Source organism: Kiloniella sp. (genome assembly GCF_965205715.1).
GTDB lineage: Bacteria > Pseudomonadota > Alphaproteobacteria > Kiloniellales > Kiloniellaceae > Kiloniella.
Window position 1 is genome coordinate 87426 of the sequence record NZ_CBDBHW010000014.1, and the last position, 25964, is coordinate 113389.

Genomic DNA, 25964 nt, shown 5'->3' on the forward strand with positions numbered 1-25964 from the left:
GGAACCGCTAAAGCGGTTATGGATTGAATATATCCATTTGGTCAAAGTACTTATCACGCTCTTCTTGCGTTCTGATATACTCCCTCACCATCTGTTCATCGAGCCCTACAGTTGAGACGAAATATCCACGGGCCCAAAAATTTTCACCCTTGAAATTCCGTGCTTTATTTTTGAATTTTCGAGCTATGGCAATCGCGCTTTTTCCTTTTAGGTATCCAACGACTTTTGAAACAGCATGTTTGGGCGGTATGCTGATACACATGTGAATGTGATCCGGCATCAAATGGCCCTCCTCAATCTTACTTTCGCGATGCCCGGCCAGTTCATGGAAAATTTCACCAAGATACTGACGTAGGTTGCCATAGATAACTTTTTGCCTGCGTTTAGGGATGAAAACCACGTGGTATTTACAATCCCATCTCGTATGTGCAAGGCTTTTGTAATCTCTCATCGGCTAATTCCTTTGTTATTTTGGTCAATAAACAAAGAAATGTAAGACCGTGGGAACGGTCAAACCATTGAGAGTCCCCCGGCATAGCCGGGGGTTTACCGGATTAAATTAAACTGGATGACGGCGGTGTTAAGATTGTCATTCACTGCAGCCGAGACGCGCGTAGGAGGGCTATAGACCCTGCTACAGGCCAGAAGGGAAGCATCAACCAGCATGTCCGCCGACAAGTAAACGACATCCCCCTTTTTGGGTATCCTTGTGTGGTCGAGATTGAGCTGGCGCAGGTTTATATTAACAAGGGCGAACGCCGCATTGAGGGGTGTGATTTTGTTGATAAAGGGTGCCGTTTCACTCACCGATTTTGCCGACTGATCAGTGGATTATGTCGGCATATGTCTATTCAAGCGGTTTCCAGACATTTGGATATACGATGGGAAACGGTCAAGAATATCGACAGGGCATACCTTATTGAAACTCTCCCTACGCTTGATCCTGCAGAGCTAACTGGCTTGGAATATATTGGTGTAGATGAAGTTGCCCGGGCGAAAGGTCATGACTACATGACGGTGGTCTACGATATGGTTGGCGGTCATCTGATCTGGGTTGAAGCAGGCCGAACTGCCGAGGTTTTTTCAAGGTTTTTGAAACAACTGCAACCAGATACAGCCTGCAAAATAAAGGCCGTAGCGATGGATATGGGGCCTGCCTACCAAAAGGCTGTCAGAGAGTCCTTGCCGTTGGCCGACATAGTATTTGACCGTTTCCACGTCATGAAAAACTACAGCAAAGCTATCCATAATCAGCGTCGACTTGAGTTCAGAAAGGCCGATCCAAGTGGTAAAGAGTTGATGAAAGGGACACATTATCTGTTGCTCAAAAATGCGGATAAGTTGAGTGAAAAACAAAGTGACAAGCTGCAAAGGTTGCTGGAGAGCAATAGCAACCTGAATGCACTTTACGTCTTGAAAGAACAGCTTCAGCTGCTGTGGAGTGCCGCTTCATTTGAGGCGATGGCGGAGCAACTGGAACGTTGGTGCCTGATAGCAGATCAGTCACAGATGCTCTATCTAAAAAAGTTCGCGAAATCCCTACGGAAACATTGTGTGGGCATCTGCAACTACGCCAAACACAAGCTCACAAGCGCCAGGATAGAGGCTGGTAATGTCAGTATAGGAATGATCCGTAAGCGAGCCAGAGGCATCAAGGATACCGAATACTTCAAACTCAAAATTAGACAATCATCCATTCCAGATAATCAATCTATGCTCTATTTGAAATCCTAAATCTACTCAACAAAGCGGAGAAGTGCCTTTTTCAGCGTCAGGGTCTGTTTCTTCACTTTCTTCTTCAGGCGGGAGTTGCATCTGAACTCCAATACTGGAAAATTCAGAAACCAAGGCCCCTTTTTGAGAAATTGAGCGCCCCCCTAGAAGGCCATCAGAACCACTCGTTGATTTTGAAATATTAGAGGAGGGGGCAAAGTAATCAGCAATACCTGTTTTTTGTTCTTCTGTTGTTGCATTCAATAACCACATAAGAAGAAAGAAGGCCATCATGGCAGTCACAAAGTCGGCATAGGCCACTTTCCAGGCACCACCATGCGCAGCATGGCCAGCCTTCTTAATCCTTTTAATTATTATTTGGCCTTGTTGCTCGTCACTCATGCTGGCTTTCCAGGATCACGTACTTTTAACTAAACTAAAGAATAATCATGTTTTAAATATGATGTTGAATGACTCTTATACCGATTAACCTGGGGCAGGTAATTCATTGGCAGCTTCTTCAAGTTCATAGAAACTGGGTCGCACATGTGACATCAAGGTTTTACGCGCATATTCGACAGATACCGTAGGCGCATTTCCCGCCATATGAGCAAGGATGCCAGCTTTTAAACAGTCGTAGTAACGGGCATCTTCTTCATTTACCTTTGCAAAGGCTGATGCCATAGGACCGACAACACCATAAGACATAAAAATACCAAAAAATGTTCCCACCAAAGCTGCACCAATAAGCTTACCAAGAATTTCTGGTGGCTCGCTAATAGAACCCATCGTGTGGATCACCCCAAGAACCGCAGCAACAATACCAAGAGCAGGCAGGCCTTCACCAAGCCCCCCAAGGGCGGCTTCGACGTTATGTTCTTCCATATGGTGAACTTCCAGTTACTGATCCATCAAGGCTTCAACTTCGTGAGGAACATCGGCACCAAGGCTCATCATCCGTAAATAATCACAGACAAAAGAAACCGCATGGTGATCACCATGAAACTTGGGGAATTGAGAAAACAGAGCTGATTCTTCAGGGTTTTCGACATGCGCTTCCAGGGCCAGCATACCCTTGGTTTTTGCAAGTTTAAAAATTTGGTATTGCAGGCAAAGGACTTCGAGGAAATCTTCTTTTTTGTAACTAGGACCTTTAATCATCTTGCCAACGGAACCACCGAGTTTTTTTAGGGAGACCATTGAATTGGCGCAAATTGTTGCTCCAATACCCGCACCAAGAATGATTACGAACTCATAAGGCTGCCAGAGTATGCCAACATGCCCTCCAGCAGCCATATAGCCGCCAATAACGGAAGCAATAACAACAACGAGGCCTAAAATAACTGTCATGACTTAATTTCGTTTCCTGTTAAAAATCCTACTTTGGCATAATCAGCGAATAAGGTTAACAAGTCGTAATTATCTGAATAAACAGGTTAAATAAACCTTGAATTTTATATTGTTGCTAAATGATCAACTCATGCGACGACGTTTTCTTAAAATCATTGGTAAAACTTCCACCATTAAAATCGCGCTAAGTATCATTGCACAACCAATCATCTCGGTGTCACCAATTCGTTCATTTAAAAAGATAACTCCGGCAATCGCAGCAAAAACAGTCTCTAAGCTCAGGATTAAGGCGGCATCTGCTGGTTGAGTATGGGATTGCCCAACGACTTGTAGAGTAAATGCAATGCCAACAGAGATAAATCCTGCGTAGGCCATGTACCAGAAGGCAGATAGCAAGATATCCAGGGTTATTGTTTCGCTCATAAATGCCCAGATAGTTGCGATCACAGTAACGATTGCAAATTGTATTGCAGCCAAAGTTAGAGGCATTGAAGTCTTGGCCGCTATTACCCCGACAAGAAGGACATGTAATCCCCAGAAAAAAGAAGATGTAAGGACCAAGGCGTCCCCATATCCAAGCTCAAGCGAAGTATCTACTCCACTTATCAAGGTCGTCCCTGCAAATGATAGGGCTATTGCAATCCATACGCCCCAATGCGGTTTTTTTCGAAATATGATGATCCCGAGCAAAGGAACCAACGGAACATATAAGGCGGTCAAAAAACCAGCGTTGGTGACACTTGTATGAATAATACCGATTTGCTGAATGATCGTACCAGTGAAAAGCACGACACCGATTAACAGCATTAACAACAGATCATTGTTTGTAAGTGGACGCCGTTTTAAATTTCCAGAAGCAAGTTTTTGTTTATTCCATTCCCGAATTGCCAGTGGCGCAACAATAAGAAACCCAAGGAAAAATCGCCCGGCAGTAAAGGTCATAGGTCCAACCAAATCCATTGATACTTGCTGGATAACAAACGTTGATCCCCAAATACCTGCGGCAATAAGCAATAGTAAATTAGCTTGCACCCGTGACATGAATTTAATCCTAACAGTAACAAAAAATAGATCTGACGCACAAGATTGCTCTTATCCACTTTGAAGAAGAAGAACAAGGATAGTTTCTTTTAGGAGAATTTTTGGCGGGATTAACAAAATTAGCTGTAAATTTTAGGTCGTTTTCAGGATATTTTTAGCAAAAAATGCTATAAAACAAAGAGCAAAAAATTATTGTGTTGTTTTTTTATCTTCTTTATCTAGTGTGCCAATAAAAGGTTGTTGGTAAACAACAATGATATCTTGGGAATAGTGCTGGTAATGGCTTTTAACTCTGACGAGTTCAGAAAAGTACTCGGTAGTTTTGCAACGGGTGTCACCATTGTAACTACACGCGATAAGAAAGGAATTCCGCACGGTTTAACGGCGAATTCTTTTTCATCTGTATCTCTAAATCCCCCGCTGGTTCTCTTTTGTATTGATAAGCGGTCCAACTGCCTTCCTGCATTTCAGGAAAGCGAAGGATTTGCCATCAACGTCCTAACGGATGTGCAAAAAGACATTTCGAACCGTTTTGCCTTTTCAGAAGAGCGATGGGATGGGGTCAAGACAAAGACCCTGGTCACAGGCGTACCGGTACTTGAAGACTGTCTTGCAAATTTGGATTGCTCGATGTACGCCCAGCACGATGCGGGAGACCATATTATTGTCATCGGTAAGGTTGAAGACATTCAACTGAAAGAAGAGGGTGATCCCTTACTTTATTTCCGCGGTATGTACCGGGGCGTTCATATAGAGTAATCGCAACCAAAGAAATTAATAAAGGGGCACCTGGCCCCTTTACAAACAAAGACGAATTGTTTTCTTTTTAAATTAATGCTGAACGCAAATCGTTAATCAGATCATCAACATCTTCCACCCCCACAGATAGCCTAACCAGGTTATCTTTAATCCCGATCGCGTCTCTGTGTTCTGCGGGTACTGCCGCATGCGTCATGCTTGCAGGGTGTTCGATAAGGCTTTCGACCCCGCCAAGACTTACCGCAAGAGCAAATATCTCTACCCGTTCCAATAGACGCTTAGTTTGCTCAAGACCTCCCTTAACCGTAAAAGTCACGATACCTCCACCAGCTTTCATTTGCCTTTTGTATAGCTCGTGCTGAGGGTGACTGGGTAATCCAGGATACCAAACATCATCAATGCTCTCTTGCTCTTGAAGAAATTTGGCGATGGCCAACGCGTTTGAGCAATGACGCTCCATTCGTAATGCCAGGGTTTTCAGGCCACGTAAGGCGAGAAATGAATCAAACGGGCCCTGAATGGCACCAACTGCGTTTTGCAAATACTTAATGCGTTCACAAAGTTCCTGATTTTCTCCCACCACAAGTATGCCACCAATGATATCAGAGTGGCCGTTGAGGTACTTGGTTGCGGAATGCATCACCATATCTATGCCCAGCTCGAGGGGGCGCTGAACCCACGGCGAACAAAAGGTATTGTCGACACAGGTGATTATTCCCTTGGACTTGGCGATCCTGGCAATAGCTTCGAGATCAACCAGCTGGAGAAGAGGGTTGGTCGGCGTTTCAATCCAGATCAATTTTGTCTCGGGGCGGATGGCTTTGTCAAAGGCTTCAAGCTTGGTTAGATCGACAAATTCAATATCCAACCCGGCAGACCGGGGGCGAACATCCTTAAACAACCGATGTGTTCCCCCATAAAGATCGTGCATGGCAATGACGTGGGATCCACTTTCCAGCAAATCGAGTGTCGTACTAATTGCCGCAAGCCCCGAAGCAAATGCCAATCCAAGCGTTCCACCTTCTAAATCTGCAATACAGCGTTCATAAGCTTGGCGAGTGGGGTTTTCCGTACGACTATACATGTAACCTTTGTTTGCACCCAACCCATCCTGAACATAGGTTGAAGTTGCGTATATTGGTTGCATGATAGCACCTGTTGAAGGATCAGGATGCTGTCCTGCATGGATCGTACGGGTAGCAAAGGATAGACGATTGGAACGATGAGACTTACCGGACTGGTTTTCTGACATTAAGGTGTTCTCGCTATTTATTGTTTTAACCTTTTAACGATCTCAAACACTGCCTCGTTCGGAAATTCATTACAAGTTTTAAGGGTTTGTTCTATCAGAAGTTCAATGTGATCTGGTTCGGCGAAGGGTCTTTCACCCAATCCAGAGATAAAACCATCCAGCCAAAATGCAAAGTTTGCCAGATCAACCTCGTCTTCAACGTCGATACATCTTATCTGTCTTATATCTGGTTCCGCTGAAAGCACTGATTTTATATTGATGGTAAAGACAAGCGTTGTAATAAGGAGGAAATCAATCAGGTAGTGTCGCATAGGTGATCTTTCCTAAAAATAAATCTATAGAAAGATCCCTTTAGGCTATTTAGCTGACAGTAAACTGATGAAGTATTATTACGTTGGAATAAGCTAAGGGAGAGCGTCAAACTCTCCCCATAAGCATTTAAATATTAATATTAATCACAAGAACGGCTGGAAAGTACACGGCTATTGATGCCACCTTCTTCGAGCTTTTCAATGATTTCACTGACATGGTCACTGTCACGGGTTTCAATAATAAAATCGATCTCGACCATTTTTGCCGGCACATCATAAAAATGCCGTTGGTGCATCACATCAATGATGTTGCCGCGGGACTTTCCAATAATGTTAGAAATTTTTGCCAAAAGGCCCGGTTGATCAACCATTTCAGTACGTAGACGAACAAGACGGCCATCACGCATCAAACCACGCATCAGCAACCCGGAAAGCATACGGGCATCAATATTACCGCCACAGATTACCGTCGCAATTTTCTTGCCCTTAAACTTGTCAGGATTATTCAAGATCGCAGCAACACCCGTTGCACCAGCTCCTTCTGAAACCACCTTTTGTTCTTCAACCAAGGTAAGGATTGCCGTTTCTATCTGACTTTCATCAACCAAGAATATTTCATCAACAAGTTTGTCGATAATTTCCCTGGTAATTTTTCCCGGCTCTTTTACCGCAATACCATCGGCCATTGTAGAGCCGCCAGAAGTCGCAGGTTGATGCTTTAGCGTCTGAGACATTGAGGGGAAGAGGTTGGCCTCGACACCATATAATTTTATCTTAGGATTGATCGCTTCGGCGGCAAGGGAAATGCCTGATAGAATACCGCCACCACCAATAGGCACAATAATAGCGTCAAGGTCAGGTTGTTCTTCCAGCATTTCCAAGCCAATTGTACCTTGACCTGCAATGACATATTCATCGTCGTACGGATGCACAAAAGTGAGGCCGTCTTTGGCAACCATTTCATCCACGACCTTACGAGAATCATCCAGAGTTTCGCCTGAAAGGATTACTTTGGCACCTAAGGCACGCGTGCGTTCAATCTTACTAAAAGGGGCCGTTTCCGGCATTACGATCGTGGCAGCAATTACTAAACGTTGGGCATGTAAAGCAACACCTTGAGCGTGATTGCCCGCTGACATGGCAATTACGCCTTTGGCTTTTTGCTCTTCTGTCAGGTTTTTGATCCTGTAAAGAGCGCCACGGTCTTTAAAGGAACCGCTGAATTGCTGACTTTCCAACTTTAAATAGAGTTCGCAGCCAAGAATTTTAGATAAGCGTTTTGCATGAACAAAAGGTGTTCTAACGACATCCCCTTTGATTTCACCCGCTGCTTTGCGGATATCTTCAATTGTTATTGTCACCCTATCAATCCTATTTGTCTTTTTTTATTTGGTTATTGTTGTTCATTTATTTTGTTTTCCGGGATAGAACCAAACGATGTTTGGCCGCCAGAGAGGTGTTGTTATCAAGCTTTATATATTTTCCGTCACGCCAATTTGACAGGAAGTTTCCATAAAATCTTGATAGAGGGTTCCCCGACTGTCCGGTTGCTAACAGAAAGCGGGAATTGTTGAGATTGGTCAAGTCATAAACTGCCCGATATGAAGGCCCATGGAAGTTCGGAAACAGTAACTTGTCACCTTTCCTCAAAGATGGCGTTCCACGGTTGATAGTATCGTTTCCTCCTGATGATGATATCTCAAGCTTTAAGAGTTGATTTAAAAGAGGAATCTTATCAAATATCGGATGCTCAAAGTGAGCTTTATGCAATTCTCCCCAATTTGGAATAACACTTAAGTCATTTGAATTAGAAATCACCCTGTTCAGGCTTTCTGTCATCTGTGCGACACAGTTCCCTTCAATTACGAGTCTTTCCCCATACTTGCACCAATTTTCAGGATCCTTCGCGATTAATGCCTTGAGACGAAGAATGTTCGGAGACTGAAAAGATGCAGCATCACTGGGAAGGCCACCAAACGCTGCCCTATTAAGCCAATAGAGCCAACTGTGGAAAAGAACAGGCTCGATAGACTTACGATCCATTTTCCCATCCCACTGACTGAGAAGATTAAGCAACTTTTCAGCAGCAGCATTATTCGTTTTGGTTTGGAGCAGCAGGGGGAGGAATTCTAACGCCGCCAAAGACAATGTATCCTGCTGGATTTCAATATTATCTTCTACTGATAATTTATCTTTATTATCAATAAGCTGATGTATTCTTCTCGCGCGATAAGAGTTTGGCCAATCTTTCGTTATCAGATAAGGATAGTCGGGACCAACCAGCCTGTTATTAGCAGAAACGAGTTTACCATTTTCCGGATTAATACTTTTGGGCAATTCTTCAGCAGCAATAAAGCTTTGCCAATCATGTAACCCTGTCCACCCCGGAACAGGTTGCCTTCCATCTCCGAACTTCCGAACAGGAATACGTCCTGAGGCTGCCAGTGCTATGTTACCCTTCATATCCGCCATCAATAGGGTTTGCTGGGGAGAGTGAAAGTTCCTAACGGCACTTTCAAAGTCCTCCCAGTTGTTGGCCCTGTTAACCTCGAACATAGCTTGGGCAGTAAGATCGTCCTTTTTTAGAGCAGCCCATCCAAGGGACAGTTTATGCAAATCACTGGTTGTTTCTTGGCGGCCGATTACAGATGAAATTAGCGGACCATGGTTGCTTTTTCGGATGACAATTTCTTCGTCCGGAGCATCTTTAACCCGAATGATCTCAGTATGTGTCTCAAATTCTCTATAGCCCTGTGGCGTAAGATACTGCTCGGGATTTTCAGGGTTAATCTTTTCAATAAACAGATCCTGCGTATCACTGTGGGTTGTCGTAAATCCCCACGCAATATGACTATTATGGCCGAGAACAATCAGAGGTACACCGGGAGAAGTCGCCCCTGCCCAAGTATAATCAGGTGTTTCGATACGAACCAGATACCAAGGGCCTGGCGCATCCAATGCAAGATGAGGGTCGTTAGCCAGAATTGGCCCGCCAGTCGTCGTTTTATCACCCGATAAAACCCAGGCATTGGAAGCATCTTTAGGTGCCAGGGGCCAAGGAAGAGGGTGCGGGCCAGAGGATGCTTTGATATGGGGAGATACAAAATCATCGTTGTTTGAAACGATAAACGGATCGTTTTTGTCTTGAGGCCATAGATTATCAATATCCTCTAATGGTATGTTATTTAACAATCTTTGCCGCAGCAATTCTTTGTTGAAATTATCAGACAACTGAAGTGCCATTAACCGTCCCCACAACAGAGAATCATCAGGCAACCAAGGTTCAGGGACATAGTTCAAGATATGAAATTCAGGGGATAGTGTACCTGTATGAGTATTGAGATAATCGTTGACCCCCTTGCTGTAGGCCTCAAATACTCTTTTTGTTTCGGTTGGCAGAAGTTCATAATTAGCATCAGCAAGGTTTTTGAGACCAAGTGTCCGCATAAAACGATCGATGCCCAAAGTAGCTTTACCGCTGACTTCAGATAGGCGACCGGATCCAGCCCGTCGCATAAAATCCATCTGCCACAAGCGATCTTGGGCATGAGCAAAACCTAGTGCCCTGTAAGCGTCGCTTTCATTTTCCGCTTTAATCGTGACCAGACCAGATTCTGACCTTAATATTTCAGTCGTAGCTTCCAATCCTGCGAGTTGAACCTGACCATCAAGTTGAGGCAGAGAAGATCTCAGCCAAACATAGCCTCCAGTACCCACAAACAAGATCAGGACAAGTAAAAGGGAGAGGATTTTTATGGTTATTTTTGCAATTCGGTTCATGAAAATACGATTTATAAATGAATAGATTGGAAGAAGGTGATTGAACCTTCTCATATGTTCCTTATTATGTCGCTTCATTTATGAAATTCAGCAACACAAATTACCCTTAAACGTTGCAACTGGAGAAATAAATATGGCCGGGCATTCGTCCAGAGTAGTAATCTTCGCTGCATTGGCAGGAAACGGTTTAATCGCAATCACCAAAGCAGTAGCGGCAGCCTACACAGGCAGCTCTGCAATGTTTAGTGAGGCTATTCACTCCGCAGTAGATACGGGAAATCAGGGCCTGTTGCTGTATGGACTACACAGGTCAACAAGACCTGCTGATGCCCGCCATCCCTATGGGTACGGCCGGGAACTCTATTTTTGGGCTTTTGTTGTTGCCTTACTGATTTTCGCTATCGGCTCCGGGGTTTCCATTTATGAAGGCATCCATAAAATCATGGACCCCCAACCGATTGAAAACCCAATGATCAACTTTGCAGTACTCGGTGCAGCACTGATATTTGAGGGCGCAGCTTGGTATATCGCCTTTAAAGAGTTTAAGACAAAAGTTAAAGGACGTGCTTATTTTGCTGCAGTAGCGGCAAGTAAAGACCCGTCAATTTTTGCGGTTCTATTGGAAGATACGGCAGCAATGCTGGGTCTATTAATTGCGATTGCAGGTCTAGGACTTGGCATTTTACTGGATATCCCCGAACTAGATGGCCTTGCTTCTGTTCTTATTGGTATTTTGCTGGCTGCAATTGCCTGGGTACTCGCCTATGAAACCAAAGGGCTTCTCATTGGAGAGGGAGCAGATCCCGAGGTTGAAAAAACTATCCGGCGCATCATTGTAAAACACCCCGAAGTTCTGCGGGTTAATGAAATCCTGTCACTTCAAAATGGCCCTATGGATATTCTGATCACCCTGTCTTTGGATTTCAAAGATGGCATTCTCTCACAAGAGATCGAAAGTGCGATTTCAAAAATGGAAAAACAAATCCGTACCGCACAACCGGATATCCGCAAAGTATTTATCGAGGCACAAAGTTGGCGTTCTCATAACCGGGCGGCTAACGGAAACTAGTTTTAATTGATGAAAACGAATTAAGTTATTTGTTTAAGTAACCATGTTCTAAAATCACTTGCAGCTGATTTGGCGGGATGAGCAAGAGGGCTGAACAGATAGAAATGTTGTAGCCCTTTTACTTTTAGATCATCGATACAAGGAACAAGCCCGTGTGTATCGACCAGGGTGTCACTGACAGGCGAACGGGCAAGCGCAATGCCGTACCCTGTTGCTGCCATCGCCATAGCGGTTACCGTATTATCTGTGAAGCTGTAGTTCGCATCAGACAAATCACCCTCCACACTGGCACCCAGGACTTGTAACCAACCGCTTTGGTGAGTAGAGACTTCAATGAGGCGATGTTGCAACAAATCCTGAGGTTGATGGATCATTTCTGCGACTTCGGGCCGTGCCACAGGAATGACGGTTTCTCCAAACAAACGCTCTGCATTTTCAGGAAAATCAGTCGCAGATCCGAAGCCAATTTGAAGGTCGGGTTTATGGCCCCGAAAAAAACCACGGATATCATTCTGAAAATCATTAGGAGTGTTGCCACAAGTCACCTGCAGATGAATATGTGGATGCTTTTTTTCGAAATCAGCAAGTCTTTCCGGTAACCAACTACAGGACAACAAAAAGAGAACTTGTACGGTCAAATGTTCTGATTCACGAGGACCAAACAGGGCTGCGGCAGTGGCTTCCAAAGAAGATAACGATTGCTGCACAGCGGGTAAAAAAGCACGGCCTTCATCAGTAAGAACAACGTGGTGAGCGCCGCGTGAAAATAATTCTCTGCCGAGATACCCCTCCAGTGACTTGATCTGCTGACTAACAGCAGGCGCGCTCATGTTCAAAAGCTTCGCCGCTTGGGCAAAACTTTCTGTTCGGGCCGCCGTTTCAAAAACGCGAACCCAGTTAAGTGATGGAATACGTCTAAAAGCCATATTTTAGGATAATCTGAGCTTTCTCTGAAATGCAATATTATTTACTATCTTTGTTCCTGCTTTTTGATGAAATTGATAACAATTCGAAAAGTGGAGCAATTAGCTATGACAAAATCGCTAACAGTTGATCAGGTTAATCAATACCAAAAATATGGATATTTGATGCCCCTAGATCTCTTTAACGCTGAAAAAGCTCAACATGTCAGAGATAGCATAGAAAATCTTGAAAAAACTCATGAGCAGGGTTTTGGAGGCCACGACTTAAATCAATATTTTCGTATTAATGGGCAAGTCGTTATTCCGCTTTTGGCTGAAATTGCAAAAACGCCTGAACTTCTTGATGCTGTCGAAGATATTTTGGGTCCAGACCTTATGGTCTGGTCATGCGAGCTATTCATTAAAGAAGCTGAGACTGAAAAAGTGGTCAGCTGGCATCAGGACCTAACTTATTGGGGGCTTGGTGAAACGGATGATGAAGTTACGGCCTGGATCGCCTTTTCTGATGTTTCCAAACAAGCCGGATGCATGAAATTTATTCCAGGATCACACAAACAAAACCTGGTTCCGCATAGTGATACATTTGGTGAAGACAACTTACTCTCCAGAGGTCAGGAAGTCGCCGTTGATGTGAACGAAGAAGAAGCGGTCTATAATGAGTTAAAACCAGGACAAATGTCCCTCCATCACGGACGGTTGTTCCACGCATCTGGCCCGAACAACAGTAGCGACCGACGCATAGGCATGGCCATACGGTTTGTGACACCCAAAGTACAACAGGTTATCGGGGAACGGGACTATGCCATGCTTGTACGCGGCGCTGACCGTGCTCAGAACTGGATTAACATATCTGCCCCGTCGAACCTGTTTGGGGTCGAAGAAATGAAACTCTATAACGAAATACTGGTCGCTCAATCAGCAGCCTTGACAGAAGGCGCAGAGCAAACGGTTAACCTCTATGACCCTACCAATGAAATCGCGAATGAAATGGCGAGTGTTTAATTATGAAAACGATCAACTTTACCCAAATGATAGACGGCACCAAGGAAGAATATGACTTCCTAGCAGAAATGGAAAAACCATACCTCGCCCTAACGGCTGACAGAGTACTCTCTGAATTAAAAAGCCAAGGTGAAGATTCGCTTACGGGTTATAAAATCACACGCCTTGAACATGGTTTGCAATCAGCAACGCGTGCTTACAGAGAAGGCGCAGACATTGATTGGGTTGTTGGCGCTCTACTCCATGATGTCGGAGATGGTTTAGCACCCCAAAATCATGACCGGTTTTCAGCTGAAGTAATCCGACCATTTGTACGAGAAGAAGTATCCTGGGTTGTCGAACATCACGGCATTTTCCAAATGTTCTTTTACGGACACCATTATGGTTGGGACAAGAATGCCCGGGAAGAATTTAAGGATCACCCAAGCTTTCAGGCATGCGCTGATTTTTGTGAACGTTGGGATCAAAGTTCATTTGATCCGGATTACCCCACAGAAACTCTGGAGTTCTTTACACCCATGGTAAAAGAGGTCTTTTCTCGAAAAGCTTACGACCCAGAGGTTATAAAAGAGAACGTCACAATAGGACTTCCAGAGTTGACTCCATCATAGTGAATTAAATATCAGGGTTAAGATGAAGCCGATACTGTCGTAACAGATGTGAAACTATTGTGACGAAATTGCGTAAGTCTTGATATATTTTAAACAATTCGCTTGAATAATAATGGCTGGTATCAAAGGTATTTAATGGATATCAGCCATTGGAGGTGAATTATGACGGATACAACCCCGCCGGAAGAAAGTGCTTTGTCTCAAATTTCAAGCGCTTGGCGGGATATTGCTCAGAGTGCGGCGCGAAGCCTTGGTCTCAATCGTTCAGATACGTCTGTAAGCCCTAAAAACTTAAAACACATGATGAGTGACTGTTTGAGTGGTCGAGGAGGGGATGTCTCTGCCCGAATGCGAACAGCTGAATTGGGGCGCACATATCTTGAACTGGATATTGGCGGTAAAAAAAGCTTCCTGAAACTTTTAGCTGAAGATTTCTGCGCCAATGAAGACAGTATCCGTCAGGCAGCAGATGAATACTTGTCTGCAAAAAATGACGCCGAACGTGTTATCGCCGCTTACCATCTACGTCAATCCTCCTCTCCTGAAAGACTAAAACTCCTCACTCAATTCAATGCCTTACCAAATGGTGTTAAGTTTTTAGTGGATCTTCGAACAGATCTTTTAAAGTTCAAGGACAAGGATCCTTACCTGGAAGCTCTTGATCGAGATTTACAACAGTTACTGAACTCTTGGTTCGATACAGGCTTTCTTGATTTTGTCGAAATGACCTGGAACACATCGGCCGCCTTGCTGGAAAAATTGATCACCTATGAGGCTGTTCACCAAATCACCTCATGGGGAGATCTGAGGAACCGCCTTGATTCTGATCGGCGCTGTTACGCACTCTTTCACCCCAGAATGCCAGATGAGCCTCTTGCATTTGTTGAAGTTGCCTTGGTTAAAGGATTAGCTAGCAATGTTCAGAAAATATTGGATGAAGACGCTCCGTTAGGGGATCCCCGGGACGCAGATACAGCTATTTTTTATTCAATTACCAACACTCAAAAAGGGCTGAGGGGTATTAGTTTTGGCGAACACTTAATTAAACAAGTTGTTCAGCACCTTTCTCATGAAATGCCCTGGATAACAAGTTTTGCCACTTTGTCTCCCGTACCCGGATTTAGATCCTGGTTAGCTGATTTGGAAAGCAATTTATTCCAAGATGGCGTTACTAAAGAAGAAATGCAGCAACTAAAATATAAAACGGGCGCAGAGGATGCTAAAACTGCAATTTTTCTTTGCTTTCAGGATTTGGAATGGTTCGAAAACAAAGAGCTTTCCGAACTACTGCGCGGTCCACTATCCCGGCTTTGCGTCGCCTATTTCTTAGAAAAAGATTCCAAAGGTCGTGCTTTAGATCCAGTCGCACGTTTTCATTTGAAAAATGGCGCCCAACTTAATCAAATTAATTGGTTAGGGGATCGTTCAGATAAGGGCATAAGTCAAGCAGGAGGGATCATGGTCAATTATCGTTATGATCTCAGTGAAATAGAGAAAAACCACGAACGCTTCATTAACGACGGAAGGGTGGCAATGAGCTCTCAGGTCAAGTCGTATCTTAAACAGTTGGGCGGGGCGCTTGGAAAAGAAAGCACCCTTCAAAAATTACGCCGGACCTTTAGTGGAAATACAGATGCATAGACGATAAAATGAATCTATTTTTTATCCCGAGCGGCATCTAAGGCTAATTCAGCCCAGGATAACAACATGGCTTCATCGTCAATTACCTCTGCTGGAACTTCATAATAGCTCCTAACGTAAACCCATCCGTTCTTGGTGAGGTAACTAAACGGATCGGCTTTGTATTCAAGGTAGGCATTTAGGTTTATGTCGTTCACACGAAAATAAAGACTGCTCTTCATAATCATACAAAACTGTTTACCGTTACATTTTAGAGAAGTACCGCCAAAAAATCGTCCCAAGCTGACTTCTCCCAAGGGAGAAAGCACATCAAGTATATATTCTGAATATTCGCTTTTGGAGCTCATTTTTGCGCAAAATCTCCTCTGATAATGGTATCAATTTCTTGATCGAGAGTTTGCTCTACTTCTTGCAATCGAAGCCCCGCCCGGACAAAGACCAATATACCTTGATAGAGAAGTAACAACCGAATGGAAGCTTGGTGCGGGGAAGAATGCTTTGGAATTTGTCCAGTCGTACTACATTTTTCAATTTGTCTTTTGAAACCAGCTTCCAACAAAGAAAACCCTGTATCCAAATCTTGAGTAATGTGGCGTAACCGATTATTAAATTCTACAGCCGTATTTGTTAGCAAGCATCCGTTACACTCCCCGTCCGGTTCTTTTAAAAGAGAATGGAACAGATCCTTCAAACCCTGTAAGGGGTCTTCAGTTTTATCCAGATAAAGACTAATACGGTGTCTAACAACAAAGTCATTGTAGTGGCTCAGGGCCGCATCAAAGAGGGCCTCCTTTCCACCAAAAGAGTTATAAAGACTTCCAGATGTCAGTCCTGTTGCCTTTTCCAGGTCTTTAATCGACGTGGCTTCGTATCCATTTTGGCGAAAAGTATTCGTTATCGCCGATAAGATTTCTTTTTCATCAAAACTAAGGTTTCTACCCATAAATAATCGCTTAAATTTTTATATTAATTGTTTTAAAATGATAGTTCTAAAATAAACTGCATGTCAATAACGGTATTTATTTATATATTTCTCAATATGTTACTAAATTACAGTAAGAGAGATGAATAAAATTGATGAGATATTTTGCTTATTAATTCATATACAATTTTAAGTATACTTCACCCATAATTAATACCTCATTGGTAGTTTCCACACAGAAGCCACGATCAAAATTAGGGGGATGATATGATCGGATTGCTTACAATAACTTTAATCATTTTTCTTTTGCCAACTGTTATCTATGTAACTAGTGACGAAAAAACAATTGGCCGATTGGCCTACTTTTTCCGATCTACCCTTCTGGGATTCATATGCCTTGCCCTGGTATTTATTAACGCTGAACAGTATGCCTCCAACGAGGATTTCTTTAACATTCTAAAGGCGCCCGAAAATAATGCATTCTTAGGAGGAAGCTGGGTTATTTTATTCGTTTTAGTCTTCACAGTGTTCAGCGACAATAACCTTGGCCGGTTGCGACAACCACCTTGGCCGGTGGATCTGATCATTAAAAAGGGCGTGCCCGTTTGATAATCAGATCCACCGGCCAAGGCTTAATTTGGTGTTAGTTACAAGCTGCTGTGAGTTGATAAATTAGGAACCTCTAGATGTAATTGGAGGAACCTGTTTGCCGTATAAATTTATCACAGATGAACAACTGAGACTTTACATGACAGATAGAAAAACTCATGGTCAACGAACCGCCGCTGCCCGCGCAGGGTTTAGCGAACGCACGGCCCGCCGATTTGACGTTGATGCGACTTTACCGTCACAACGCAATATAAAGCGAGGGCGAACAGTTTCTGATCCGCTTGAAGATATCTGGGATAAGGACATCCTTCCCATTTTGGATAAAGACAACTCGGTCAAACCCATTACTTTGTTGCGCCACATACAGAGCCTCTATCCGCTCCGTTTTCCCGATGACCGTGTCAAGCGCACGTTAGAGCGCCGAGTTCGGGGATGGCGGGCTCTGAATGGCCCTGAAAAGGATATCATTTTCAGGCAAACACCTGAGCCGGGTTACATGGGCCAATCAGATTTCACGGATGCAGCCGACTTAAGTATTACCATTGCAGGAGATCCTTTGGTGCATCGGCTCTATCATTTTGTTCTGGTATATAGCCGATGGGAACATGTTGGGGTCGTACTTGGCGGTGAGAGTTTTACAGCCCTTGCGGAGAACTTACAAAATGCGCTTTGGTCCTTGGGGGGCGCTCCTGAAAACCACCGGACCGACAGCCTGTCTGCGGCCTTTCGGAATTTGAGCGTTGAGGAAAAGGAGGACATTACCAAACGTTATTCTGCTTTTGTTGAGCACTACGGTATGGAGGCCAGTCGAAATAACAGAGGGGAATCACACGAGAACGGTGCCATTGAATCTCACCACGGTCACCTTAAGACTGCGATAAAGCAGGCCCTGATTTTGCGTGGCAGTAATGACTTTGACACTTTGGATGAGTATCGGCGATTTTTGGACGAGCTGATTGCTAGACGGAACAAACATCGTGACCAAGATATCCAAACAGAGTTGAAATCTCTCAAGGCGTTACCTCCTCGGCGAACAACAGATTACACTGAAGTCGTGTCGAGAGTTACCAAAACAAGTGGTTTTTTAGTTAAGCAGGTTTTTTATAGCGCCCCTTCTCGCCTAATTGGTCAACGCTTGCGTGTCCATATTTACGATAACCGGATAGAAGCCTATCTAGGCAGCACTCATGTCGTCAGCCATTCTCGTGAGCGGGGGCACGGCAAAGGCCCCCGCATTCATGTTATCAATTATCATCACGTCATTCATGCTCTCAAACGTAAACCTCAGGCACTCGCCAATTCTATTTATCGTGACAGTATTTTTCCAAGAACCGAGTACTCCCTGGCCTGGACATTGTTTCAGAAAAAGTTGTCCCGCAGAGATGCGTGTCGTCAGATGGTTGGGATACTTTTCCTTGCGCACGAAGAGGCTTGTGAGGCCGAAGTCGCGCACCTGATTTCGAGAGAAATCAATGCAGGAAGGCTACCTTGCGCAAAAAAACTTAAGCTGAATATCACAAAAAAGAACACGGATTTACCTCCTGATATTCCCGTGGTTCAACCTTCATTATCAGTCTTTGATACTCTGTTGGAGGATCGGGCATGACAAACATTGAAGTGGATCAGCACAAGCTGCCTCTTATGCTAACTGACTTACGATTACCCAGCTTTCACAAACACTGGCAAGATATCGCAATCCAATCCGACAAGGAGGGCTGGTCAGCAGCCAGGTTCCTTGCCGTTTTGGCCGAATATGAATTGGCCGAAAGGGACACGCGACGCATTCAACGCCATCTCAACGCATCAAACCTGCTGGGCGGAAAAACTCTGGCCACTTTTAACTTCAAGCGGCTGCCTAACGTGAAAAAGGCGCAGGTCGAAGCCTTGTCTGCCGGTGACTGGATTGACGCAAGAGCAAATCTGATTGCCATTGGAAATTCAGGGGGAGGAAAAACTCATCTCCTATGCGCCGTAGGTTATGCTCTTATAGAGGCTGGATACCGTGTGCTCTATACGCAAACCAGTGATCTGGTGCAAAAACTCCAGGCTGCCAGACGTGAACTTATGCTCGAAAACGCCCTCGCAAAACTCGATAAATTTGATCTCATCATTCTCGATGATATTACCTATGCACAAAGGGATATATCTGAAACATCCGTGCTCTTTGAATTGATCGCCAGACGATATGAGTACCGAAGTATTGCAATTGCTGCCAATCAACCTTTTAGCGGATGGGACAATATTTTTCAAGATAAGGCCATGACCGTTGCAGCAATCGATCGTCTTGTTCACCACTCAACCATTCTTGAGATGAATATCGACAGCTACAGACAATGGGAAGCCGCCCAAAATCTCAAAAAAATGTTGCGGAAAACCACAAACAAAAAGGTGAAAAATATGCCTGAAGCATCGTAAATAAACGTCAGATCACAGCCGCATCAAAAGCGGCCAAGGTGGTTGACGCAACCGGACAAAGTGGTTGACGCTCTACATCACAGCTTGTTTTCAAACATGCTGGATGGTCCATAGAATCAATCATATTGGATGGTCGCGTTGGTCAGTTCTTTGGATGTTCGTACCATTTGTCGGAGGAATATTTAGCCTCTTGTTACTCTTTGTACCCGGACGAAAAGAAGCAACGGATTATTCTGAATTGTTCGCCTAAGTTTATAAATATTTCTTACTCAGAGTTTATTTTAATAACGATTCAGTACAAAAAACCCTGGAATTCTTACCGGACTTTTTCTTGATATATTTGTCGTATTATTTGGGCTGCAGTATCACGTTAAACAAGAAAGGGCATAGAATCATCTATGCCCTTGGTATTTTTTTAAACTAAAGAAAATTTACGACTTTAATAATCGAGCTGCTTCCAAGGCAAAATAACTGAGAACAGCATCTGTTCCAGCACGTTTAAATGCCATAAGACTTTCCATCATCACCTTATCGTGGTCCAGCCACCCATTAGCTGAAGCGGCTTTGATCATCGCATATTCACCGCTCACCTGATAAGCCATTGTCGGCACACCAAATGTGCTTTTAATACGATGGATTATATCTAAATAAGCGATCCCAGGCTTGACCATAACCATGTCGGCCCCTTGTTGCAGATCATTTTCGACCATTCGAAGCGCTTCTTCGCTGTTACCAGGATCCATCTGGTAGGTTTTTTTATCACCCTTAAGGGCACCTGTAGCACCGACGGCATCTCTAAAGGGGCCGTAAAAAGCACTGGCATACTTAGCGCTGTAGGACATGATTTTAGCATAAGTATGCCCTGCATCATCCAGAGTATCACGAATTGCACCAATTCTACCGTCCATCATGTCTGAGGGACCAACGTAATCGCACCCGGCCTCTACCTGAACCAGAGCTTGTTTACAAAGTAACTCGACAGACTGATCGTTCAGGATAACTCCATCTTTGACGATGCCATCGTGGCCAAGGGAATTATAGGGATCCAGAGCAACGTCCCCAATAAGGGCAATGTCTTTATAGTGCTTTCGAATAGATCTTGCCGCGGAGCAAATCAAGTTGTCTGGATTATAAGCCTCGCGACAATCCTCAGTTTTTGTTTCAGGATTATTGTAAGGGAACAAGGCAATCGCAGGAATGTCGAGTTCAACTGCGCTTCCAATAGCTTCAATCAGGCAATCTGGTCCATATCTTTTTACGCCAGGCATTGATGGTACTTCTGTCGTCCCATTATCCTCCTGCAGAAAAATAGGCCAGATTAAATCATCAACTGACAGGCGGTTTTCTGCAACCAAGCGACGTGTCCAGGCATCCGTGCGAATACGGCGAGGGCGGACAGCGAGATCCTGCCTAAAGTTACTGCTCAATGATCTGCTCCTGATGAGATTCGTTTTTTGCTACAATCTACCGAACTTTCAATAATTGCAAGACGATGGAAGCACCATAATGTAGGGCAGATCGTCGCAAAGAACTGTCAATGGTATTGGGGATTTCAACAAATAATAATTATCTAGCGACGAATTGCTATATATTCTAAATAGATCCGGGAAATCAGAACGTCAATTTTTAAACCTTGCCATCACTATACAAAACACAGGAAAAGCTTTTGATTAAATACCGCAATAGCCCTTGGTTTATAGCTTTGGTCTCTATATTTGTCGCTTTTCTTTTATCACCTGACCTATGGATCTACCTTATTCAGGGATATGAAGGAGATAGCTTTTACACACTGGGAGCAACAGAACGTTTTGGGCTCATTGGGTTGACTATAGTACTTTCCGGTACACTCTTGATCTTGGGAACCTGCAAGTCCCATTTCTTATATAATTCAAGTTACTCATGTACTTTTAGCAAAGTAATTCCGAGCCCTAAAATTTCGATCCCACTTTTAGATCTCATAGCTAGTTTTGTTCTGATTTACTTATTCATTTGGCTCTCCCCACAGGCATACTATTCTTATTACCTAATTATTTTCAATGACCTACCTCTACAAATTGTCATTAAAGAGGGACCAGGCTTTAATGAATTGGGAAATCTAATATTGATGACGGATCAATCTACCCTTTCGCAAAACGGGCAAGGGTTACTTGGGCGTTCACTATTACTACAGGTTATTCTATATCGCTTTGTACTCTTTATAGACGTTAAAAATAATCAATAATTTCAGTATATTATAACTATAAACCTGTCAGGTTGTCATTTTCATTTAAATAATCTGTCATAGATATATCCTTGGCTGTTGAGCAATCTCATGAGTAGACTGTCCAGTCTCGCATACACACACAGGTGGCATTATGAAAAATTATTTACACGCAAGTGCTGGTATTTTGGCGCTCGGATTGAGCACAGCATCTGCAACAGAAGTCCAACTCCGTATTATGGAAACAACAGATATTCATGTGAACGTTGTCGACTATGATTATTACAAGGACAAACCATCCGTTGCCGTTGGCTTGGCCCGGACTGCGACACTGATAAAACAAGCCCGTAAAGAGGTGGCCAACTCTATACTTATTGATAACGGGGACCTGATCCAGGGTAACCCCCTTGGCGATTATATGGCCAAAGAGCGGGGATTAAAAAAGGGGGAAGTACACCCCGTCTTTAAAGCCATGAATTTATTACAATATGATGCTGGTAACTTGGGAAATCACGAGTTCAACTACGGACTGGATTTTTTGAATGAAAGTTTAAATGACGCAAACTTTCCCTATGTTTCATCAAATGTTTTTATTGATGATGGCGACAACATTTCTGAAAACGACAAGCCACTGTACGATCCCTATATTATCTTGGATCGAACAGTTATTGATTCGAATGGTAAAAGCCACTCCATAAAAATTGGTGTTATCGGTTTTCTACCACCACAAATCATCCAATGGGACGAAGCTAACCTCAAGGGTAAAGTTATCACCCACGATATTGTCGAAACCGCGAAACGCTATGTTCCGGAAATGAGAGAGAAGGGGGCAGATGTTGTTATTGCCGTTCCTCATTCAGGTTTGAGCGTAGAAACAGCCAAGGGACGGGATGAAAATGCCACTTATTATCTGTCGAAAGTTGAAGGATTGGATGCAATTCTGTTTGGTCATGCACACAAGGTATTCCCCTCTGACGCCTATGCAGAGCTAGATGGAGTAGATATTGCCAAGGGAACAATAAATGGTATTGCCTCAACAATGCCGGGTTTTTGGGGAAGCCACTTGGGTTTGGTCGATCTAAAACTGGACGTGGATGCCAACGGAAAATGGGCGGTTCTCGAGGGTTCCGGCTCAACTCGAGGGATTTACAAGCGAGATGGGCGAAAGAAGCTTCCCCTTGTAGAAGCTGACCAACAAATTGTTGAAGCCGTCGAGACTGAACACGCTGAAACCATTAGCTTTATGCGCAAAGCCGTCGGGCAAACTGGTGCACCGATCAATTCATTTTTTGCCTTGGTACAGGACGACCCATCTATCCAGATCGTTACCAATTCTCAAAAATGGTATGTTGAAAAATTGATTAAAGGGACCGAATACGACGGAATACCAGTCCTATCAGCAGGTGCGCCCTTCAAGGCTGGTGGTCGTGGAGGTGCTGACTATTACACCAATATACCAGCGGGAGAGATTGCTCTAAAAAATGTTGCGGACCTCTACATATATCCTAATACTCTTCGTGCAGTACTACTGGATGGAGCTCAGGTACGTGAGTGGCTAGAGATGTCCGCTGGGGCGTTTAATCAGATCGATGGTAAGAAATCTGAAGAACAGCCGCTGCTTAACATTGATTTCCCTTCTTATAATTTTGATGTCATTGATGGGGTAGAATACAGCGTCGATCTAACCCAACCCGCCCGTTACAACAAACAAGGTGATATCGTAAACCCGAACAGCCATCGGATAAATCAGATGACATACCAGGGAAAACCCCTTGATATGTCTGCCAAGTTTATTGTTGCGACCAATAATTACCGGGCCCATGGTGGCGGAAACTTCCCGGGCCTTGATGGGTCGACGGTGATAATCCAAGCTCCGGATGAAAACAGAACCGTTTTGGCTAATTACATTTTTGATCAGAAAAAAATTGACCCAAGCGCCGACAGCAATTGGCATTTTGCTCCGATTGAGGGAGATGTAAAAGTTACTTTTGAGACAACGCCCGCAGCCAAAGATATTCTGGAAAGCAAAGATGCCATCAGTTATTTAGGTGAAGGTAAAGACGGTTTTGGCAAGTATCAGGTTACTTTTAAGTAATTCTGTTACTTCATATAATCAAATCAAAAAGGGATCAGAAGTCGTAACATTCTGATCCCTTTTTTTATTAGGCTTTAAACTCTAGTTGTTTGAAGCTTCCAGTGCCTGGGATAGGTCGGCAATGATATCGTCAATGTGTTCAATACCAATTGAAAGCCTGACATAGCTTTCTGAAATACCTGTAAGGATTTGTTCTTCAGCACTTAGCTGTGAATGTGTTGTCGTTGCAGGATGAATGGCCAAGCTGCGGGCATCACCAATATTGGCAACATGGAAGAACATCTTCAGGCTGTCGATAAACTTACGACCTGCTTCTTTTCCGCCTTTGAGCTCAAATCCAAGCAAAGCACCATGGCCACCAGATAGATACTTATCTGCCAGATCGCGCTCAGTTCCTTGCATTTGACTTGGATGTATTACACGCTCAACGGATGGGTGCTTTGCCAGGAAATCAGCCGCGGCAGTTGCATTACGGCAATGCTCTCTCATTCTGAGCGGAAGTGTTTCCATGCCCTGGATAAACTGGAAGGCATTCATTGGTGACATTGCACAGCCAAGATCACGCAGAAGAACAACCCTTGCACGGATGATATAGGCAATAGGTCCAAGGGGCTTAACTGCCTCCGTCCAAACTGCCCCGTGATAACTTGGGTCCGGCTGAGTGAGGAGGGGGAACCGATCAGCATTTGCTTCCCAGTCAAAGTTACCGCCATCAACAATCATCCCACCAATGGATGTGCCGTGCCCACCAATATACTTGGTGGTAGAATAAACCACCACATGGGCACCGTGTTCGATAGGACGACACAGGATCGGCGCAGCAGTGTTATCCATAATCAAAGGGACACCTACTTCATTTGCAATATCTGCAACTTCTTTGATCGGGAAAACACGCAGGCTTGGGTTTGGAAGTGTTTCTGCGTAAAAGGCCTTGGTATTTTCATCCGCAGCACGCCGGAAATTTTCCGGATCTGATGGATCTACAAAACGAACTTCGATCCCCATATTAGGAAGAGTATTGGCAAAAAGGTTGTAGGTTCCACCATAGAGCTCGGTTGTACTAACGATGTTATCACCTGCTTTGGCGACGTTTTGAATAGCTAGTGTACTGGCTGCCTGTCCCGAACTTACTGCGAGCGATGCGGCAGCGCCTTCAAGAGCCGTGATACGCTCTTCCAATACCGCCGTCGTAGGATTCATGATACGGGTATAGATGTTCCCAAACTCTTTAAGCGCAAAGAGGTTTGCAGCATGTTCGGCACTATCAAATTGATAGGATGTCGTTTGGTAGATCGGAACAGCGACAGCACCTGTTTCAGGGTCGTTTCGATAACCTGCGTGCAAGACGAGAGTTTCCGGATTTTTTGTCTCAATTGTCATGTGCTTCACCCGTTTATGTGTGGTTCCCATTTTGGGAAATTGTATGAATTATTCTCTTTTCTTGCTGATTTACGCGGGCATAAAAAAAACGCCGCAGCATAGCTGGGCGATTTTCCCTCTATTTAGCTGCATTTTTTAAGCGCCCGCAATTTGAGATTCAAATCAGCGCTGAATGAATTCACTTTAGGAGGGGGATACAATCAGAGCAAGTAAATTAATACTGACTCATATATAAGAAACCTAAAAAAACCTACAATTTCAATCGTGTTTCATGATTTTATTTTGAATAACTAGATTCTAAGTTAATTCGGCGTTAACGCCTATTGCATAAAATAAATCGAAATTTATTAAAAGCTATTGTTATTGTGAGGACATCGTGAAAGCTGCATATCTACAAACTATTTCTCTCGTAGAGCGCTTGCATCGTCAGTGCCTTGAAGTCGTGAAGGGTGAACTAGATCGCCGCGGCATCCGGGACCTGAACAACATTCAAGCACTTATCCTATATAATATTGGCGATGAAGAACTCTCTGTAGGAGAACTAACACATCGTGGATATTACCTGGGATCCAACGTTTCCTATAATGTTAAGAAAATGGTCGAAAACGGCTATCTCAATCAGGAACGTTCACCACACGATCGCAGGTCTTTTCATGTTCGTGCTTCTGAAAGTGGTTTAGAGATATTCAATGCAATTTCTACTCTTTTCGATGCCCATGCTGCCCACATAAGTGGCGGCGTCGTTACGGAAGACGATCTTAAGGTCACAACTGCCACCCTACATCGTTTACAACTATTTTGGTCATCGCCAATGCCGATGGGTGGTATTAATCCTGCAGCTGAATAGCAATACTTTAGTTTCTAAAATACTTATTGAGTATACTAGGACCT

At 43.9% G+C, this 25964-nt stretch carries 26 protein-coding genes; 12 read left to right on the forward strand and 14 right to left on the reverse strand.

Features of this window, described 5'->3' with window-relative positions; all coding sequences use genetic code 11:
- Positions 1 to 16: 16 nt before the first annotated feature.
- On the reverse strand, positions 17 to 451 hold the full coding sequence (tnpA, locus tag ACOGW3_RS17260; RefSeq protein ID WP_419901154.1) for an IS200/IS605 family transposase: 435 nt from the start codon (positions 449 to 451) through the stop codon (positions 17 to 19).
- A gap of 107 nt (positions 452 to 558) precedes the next feature.
- Here tnpA and ACOGW3_RS17265 point away from each other — a divergent pair, with 107 nt between their 5' ends.
- Positions 559 to 1734 (forward strand): ISL3 family transposase, encoded by a 1176-nt coding sequence (locus tag ACOGW3_RS17265; RefSeq protein WP_419902857.1) that lies wholly within the window; start codon positions 559 to 561, stop codon positions 1732 to 1734.
- Positions 1735 to 1740: 6 nt separating this feature from the next.
- On the opposite strand, the gene ACOGW3_RS17270 is transcribed toward ACOGW3_RS17265, so the two are convergent.
- The 4 genes from ACOGW3_RS17270 to ACOGW3_RS17285 form a co-directional block, all read right to left on the reverse strand.
- The gene (locus ACOGW3_RS17270) at positions 1741 to 2115 is read right to left on the reverse strand and encodes a flagellar motor protein MotB (protein ID WP_419904143.1); all 375 of its coding nucleotides are present in this window, start codon (positions 2113 to 2115) and stop codon (positions 1741 to 1743) included.
- An 84-nt stretch (positions 2116 to 2199) separates the two neighbouring features.
- On the reverse strand, positions 2200 to 2598 hold the full coding sequence (locus tag ACOGW3_RS17275) for a MotA/TolQ/ExbB proton channel family protein (RefSeq protein WP_419904144.1): 399 nt from the start codon (positions 2596 to 2598) through the stop codon (positions 2200 to 2202).
- A 15-nt stretch (positions 2599 to 2613) separates the two neighbouring features.
- Complete coding sequence (locus tag ACOGW3_RS17280; RefSeq protein ID WP_419904145.1) at positions 2614 to 3063, reverse strand: motility-associated protein; 450 nt, start codon at positions 3061 to 3063, stop codon at positions 2614 to 2616.
- Positions 3064 to 3186: 123 nt separating this feature from the next.
- Complete coding sequence (locus tag ACOGW3_RS17285; protein ID WP_419904146.1) at positions 3187 to 4104, reverse strand: DMT family transporter; 918 nt, start codon at positions 4102 to 4104, stop codon at positions 3187 to 3189.
- A 279-nt stretch (positions 4105 to 4383) separates the two neighbouring features.
- On the opposite strand from ACOGW3_RS17285, the gene ACOGW3_RS17290 reads away from it, so the two are divergent.
- Positions 4384 to 4863, forward strand: coding sequence for a flavin reductase family protein (locus ACOGW3_RS17290; protein ID WP_419904147.1), 480 nt, complete (start codon positions 4384 to 4386; stop codon positions 4861 to 4863).
- 67 nt (positions 4864 to 4930) lie between these two features.
- On the opposite strand, the gene ACOGW3_RS17295 is transcribed toward ACOGW3_RS17290, so the two are convergent.
- The 4 genes from ACOGW3_RS17295 to ACOGW3_RS17310 form a co-directional block, all read right to left on the reverse strand.
- The gene (locus ACOGW3_RS17295; RefSeq protein ID WP_419904148.1) at positions 4931 to 6115 is read right to left on the reverse strand and encodes a trans-sulfuration enzyme family protein; all 1185 of its coding nucleotides are present in this window, start codon (positions 6113 to 6115) and stop codon (positions 4931 to 4933) included.
- Positions 6116 to 6132: 17 nt separating this feature from the next.
- The gene (locus tag ACOGW3_RS17300; protein WP_419904149.1) at positions 6133 to 6426 is read right to left on the reverse strand and encodes a hypothetical protein; all 294 of its coding nucleotides are present in this window, start codon (positions 6424 to 6426) and stop codon (positions 6133 to 6135) included.
- A 140-nt stretch (positions 6427 to 6566) separates the two neighbouring features.
- Positions 6567 to 7787 (reverse strand): threonine ammonia-lyase, encoded by a 1221-nt coding sequence (locus ACOGW3_RS17305; protein ID WP_419904150.1) that lies wholly within the window; start codon positions 7785 to 7787, stop codon positions 6567 to 6569.
- Between the two features lie 46 nt (positions 7788 to 7833).
- Positions 7834 to 10206: a penicillin acylase family protein gene (locus ACOGW3_RS17310; RefSeq protein WP_419904151.1), complete on the reverse strand. Its 2373-nt coding sequence runs from the start codon at positions 10204 to 10206 to the stop codon at positions 7834 to 7836.
- 133 nt (positions 10207 to 10339) lie between these two features.
- Here ACOGW3_RS17310 and ACOGW3_RS17315 point away from each other — a divergent pair, with 133 nt between their 5' ends.
- The gene (locus ACOGW3_RS17315) at positions 10340 to 11275 is read left to right on the forward strand and encodes a cation diffusion facilitator family transporter (RefSeq protein WP_419904152.1); all 936 of its coding nucleotides are present in this window, start codon (positions 10340 to 10342) and stop codon (positions 11273 to 11275) included.
- A 20-nt stretch (positions 11276 to 11295) separates the two neighbouring features.
- Here the strand turns inward: ACOGW3_RS17315 and ACOGW3_RS17320 are convergent, their stop codons facing one another.
- Positions 11296 to 12201 (reverse strand): LysR family transcriptional regulator, encoded by a 906-nt coding sequence (locus ACOGW3_RS17320; RefSeq protein WP_419904153.1) that lies wholly within the window; start codon positions 12199 to 12201, stop codon positions 11296 to 11298.
- Between the two features lie 105 nt (positions 12202 to 12306).
- Here ACOGW3_RS17320 and ACOGW3_RS17325 point away from each other — a divergent pair, with 105 nt between their 5' ends.
- The 3 genes from ACOGW3_RS17325 to ACOGW3_RS17335 all read left to right on the forward strand — a co-directional run bounded on the left by ACOGW3_RS17325 (position 12307) and on the right by ACOGW3_RS17335 (position 15452).
- Positions 12307 to 13200: a phytanoyl-CoA dioxygenase family protein gene (locus tag ACOGW3_RS17325; RefSeq protein WP_419904154.1), complete on the forward strand. Its 894-nt coding sequence runs from the start codon at positions 12307 to 12309 to the stop codon at positions 13198 to 13200.
- A 2-nt stretch (positions 13201 to 13202) separates the two neighbouring features.
- Positions 13203 to 13811 carry an HD domain-containing protein gene (locus ACOGW3_RS17330; RefSeq protein ID WP_419904155.1) on the forward strand — a complete coding sequence of 203 codons (609 nt, stop codon included), beginning with the start codon at positions 13203 to 13205 and terminating at the stop codon, positions 13809 to 13811.
- Between the two features lie 162 nt (positions 13812 to 13973).
- Complete coding sequence (locus ACOGW3_RS17335) at positions 13974 to 15452, forward strand: malonyl-CoA decarboxylase (protein ID WP_419904156.1); 1479 nt, start codon at positions 13974 to 13976, stop codon at positions 15450 to 15452.
- A 14-nt stretch (positions 15453 to 15466) separates the two neighbouring features.
- Here ACOGW3_RS17335 and ACOGW3_RS17340 read toward each other — a convergent pair whose 3' ends face one another.
- Together ACOGW3_RS17340 and ACOGW3_RS17345 are read right to left on the reverse strand one after the other, a co-directional pair.
- Entirely contained in the window at positions 15467 to 15799 is a 333-nt protein-coding gene (locus tag ACOGW3_RS17340) for a TfoX/Sxy family protein (protein WP_419904157.1), read from the reverse strand.
- The gene (locus ACOGW3_RS17345; RefSeq protein ID WP_419904158.1) at positions 15796 to 16395 is read right to left on the reverse strand and encodes a TetR/AcrR family transcriptional regulator; all 600 of its coding nucleotides are present in this window, start codon (positions 16393 to 16395) and stop codon (positions 15796 to 15798) included. Before ACOGW3_RS17345 ends, ACOGW3_RS17340 begins: the two co-directional genes overlap by 4 nt.
- Before the next feature lie 246 nt (positions 16396 to 16641).
- On the opposite strand from ACOGW3_RS17345, the gene ACOGW3_RS17350 reads away from it, so the two are divergent.
- From ACOGW3_RS17350 to ACOGW3_RS17365, 4 genes are all read left to right on the forward strand, one after another.
- Positions 16642 to 16983 (forward strand): hypothetical protein, encoded by a 342-nt coding sequence (locus tag ACOGW3_RS17350; RefSeq protein ID WP_419904159.1) that lies wholly within the window; start codon positions 16642 to 16644, stop codon positions 16981 to 16983.
- A 97-nt stretch (positions 16984 to 17080) separates the two neighbouring features.
- Positions 17081 to 18589: an IS21 family transposase gene (istA, locus tag ACOGW3_RS17355; RefSeq protein ID WP_419901087.1), complete on the forward strand. Its 1509-nt coding sequence runs from the start codon at positions 17081 to 17083 to the stop codon at positions 18587 to 18589.
- On the forward strand, positions 18586 to 19398 hold the full coding sequence (gene istB, locus ACOGW3_RS17360; protein ID WP_419901088.1) for an IS21-like element helper ATPase IstB: 813 nt from the start codon (positions 18586 to 18588) through the stop codon (positions 19396 to 19398). Before istA ends, istB begins: the two co-directional genes overlap by 4 nt.
- Positions 19399 to 19462: 64 nt before the next feature.
- Entirely contained in the window at positions 19463 to 19648 is a 186-nt protein-coding gene (locus ACOGW3_RS17365; RefSeq protein WP_419904160.1) for a DUF805 domain-containing protein, read from the forward strand.
- 181 nt (positions 19649 to 19829) lie between these two features.
- Here the strand turns inward: ACOGW3_RS17365 and hemB are convergent, their stop codons facing one another.
- Complete coding sequence (gene hemB, locus ACOGW3_RS17370; RefSeq protein ID WP_419904161.1) at positions 19830 to 20825, reverse strand: porphobilinogen synthase; 996 nt, start codon at positions 20823 to 20825, stop codon at positions 19830 to 19832.
- Between the two features lie 927 nt (positions 20826 to 21752).
- Here hemB and ACOGW3_RS17375 point away from each other — a divergent pair.
- The gene (locus ACOGW3_RS17375; protein ID WP_419904162.1) at positions 21753 to 23693 is read left to right on the forward strand and encodes a bifunctional 2',3'-cyclic-nucleotide 2'-phosphodiesterase/3'-nucleotidase; all 1941 of its coding nucleotides are present in this window, start codon (positions 21753 to 21755) and stop codon (positions 23691 to 23693) included.
- Between the two features lie 81 nt (positions 23694 to 23774).
- Here ACOGW3_RS17375 and ACOGW3_RS17380 read toward each other — a convergent pair whose 3' ends face one another.
- A complete protein-coding gene (locus ACOGW3_RS17380; RefSeq protein ID WP_419904163.1) occupies positions 23775 to 25073 on the reverse strand; it encodes an O-acetylhomoserine aminocarboxypropyltransferase/cysteine synthase family protein in 1299 nt (432 codons plus the stop codon).
- Between the two features lie 376 nt (positions 25074 to 25449).
- Here ACOGW3_RS17380 and ACOGW3_RS17385 point away from each other — a divergent pair, with 376 nt between their 5' ends.
- The gene (locus tag ACOGW3_RS17385; RefSeq protein WP_419904164.1) at positions 25450 to 25920 is read left to right on the forward strand and encodes a MarR family winged helix-turn-helix transcriptional regulator; all 471 of its coding nucleotides are present in this window, start codon (positions 25450 to 25452) and stop codon (positions 25918 to 25920) included.
- Positions 25921 to 25964: the final 44 nt, after the last annotated feature.

Excerpts from the sequence above, each read along its gene's own strand:
- tnpA (WP_419901154.1), bottom strand. The coding sequence starts at position 451 with ATGAGAGATTACAAAAGCCTTGCACATACGAGATGGGATTGTAAATAC.
- ACOGW3_RS17270 (WP_419904143.1), bottom strand. The coding sequence starts at position 2,115 with ATGAGTGACGAGCAACAAGGCCAAATAATAATTAAAAGGATTAAGAAG.
- ACOGW3_RS17275 (WP_419904144.1), bottom strand. The coding sequence starts at position 2,598 with ATGGAAGAACATAACGTCGAAGCCGCCCTTGGGGGGCTTGGTGAAGGC.
- ACOGW3_RS17280 (WP_419904145.1), bottom strand. The coding sequence starts at position 3,063 with ATGACAGTTATTTTAGGCCTCGTTGTTGTTATTGCTTCCGTTATTGGC.
- ACOGW3_RS17285 (WP_419904146.1), bottom strand. The coding sequence starts at position 4,104 with ATGTCACGGGTGCAAGCTAATTTACTATTGCTTATTGCCGCAGGTATT.
- ACOGW3_RS17290 (WP_419904147.1), top strand. The coding sequence starts at position 4,384 with ATGGCTTTTAACTCTGACGAGTTCAGAAAAGTACTCGGTAGTTTTGCA.
- ACOGW3_RS17295 (WP_419904148.1), bottom strand. The coding sequence starts at position 6,115 with ATGTCAGAAAACCAGTCCGGTAAGTCTCATCGTTCCAATCGTCTATCC.
- ACOGW3_RS17300 (WP_419904149.1), bottom strand. The coding sequence starts at position 6,426 with ATGCGACACTACCTGATTGATTTCCTCCTTATTACAACGCTTGTCTTT.
- ACOGW3_RS17310 (WP_419904151.1), bottom strand. The coding sequence starts at position 10,206 with ATGAACCGAATTGCAAAAATAACCATAAAAATCCTCTCCCTTTTACTT.
- ACOGW3_RS17315 (WP_419904152.1), top strand. The coding sequence starts at position 10,340 with ATGGCCGGGCATTCGTCCAGAGTAGTAATCTTCGCTGCATTGGCAGGA.
- ACOGW3_RS17320 (WP_419904153.1), bottom strand. The coding sequence starts at position 12,201 with ATGGCTTTTAGACGTATTCCATCACTTAACTGGGTTCGCGTTTTTGAA.
- ACOGW3_RS17325 (WP_419904154.1), top strand. The coding sequence starts at position 12,307 with ATGACAAAATCGCTAACAGTTGATCAGGTTAATCAATACCAAAAATAT.
- ACOGW3_RS17330 (WP_419904155.1), top strand. The coding sequence starts at position 13,203 with ATGAAAACGATCAACTTTACCCAAATGATAGACGGCACCAAGGAAGAA.
- ACOGW3_RS17335 (WP_419904156.1), top strand. The coding sequence starts at position 13,974 with ATGACGGATACAACCCCGCCGGAAGAAAGTGCTTTGTCTCAAATTTCA.
- ACOGW3_RS17340 (WP_419904157.1), bottom strand. The coding sequence starts at position 15,799 with ATGAGCTCCAAAAGCGAATATTCAGAATATATACTTGATGTGCTTTCT.
- ACOGW3_RS17345 (WP_419904158.1), bottom strand. The coding sequence starts at position 16,395 with ATGGGTAGAAACCTTAGTTTTGATGAAAAAGAAATCTTATCGGCGATA.
- ACOGW3_RS17350 (WP_419904159.1), top strand. The coding sequence starts at position 16,642 with ATGATCGGATTGCTTACAATAACTTTAATCATTTTTCTTTTGCCAACT.
- istB (WP_419901088.1), top strand. The coding sequence starts at position 18,586 with ATGACAAACATTGAAGTGGATCAGCACAAGCTGCCTCTTATGCTAACT.
- ACOGW3_RS17375 (WP_419904162.1), top strand. The coding sequence starts at position 21,753 with ATGAAAAATTATTTACACGCAAGTGCTGGTATTTTGGCGCTCGGATTG.
- ACOGW3_RS17380 (WP_419904163.1), bottom strand. The coding sequence starts at position 25,073 with ATGACAATTGAGACAAAAAATCCGGAAACTCTCGTCTTGCACGCAGGT.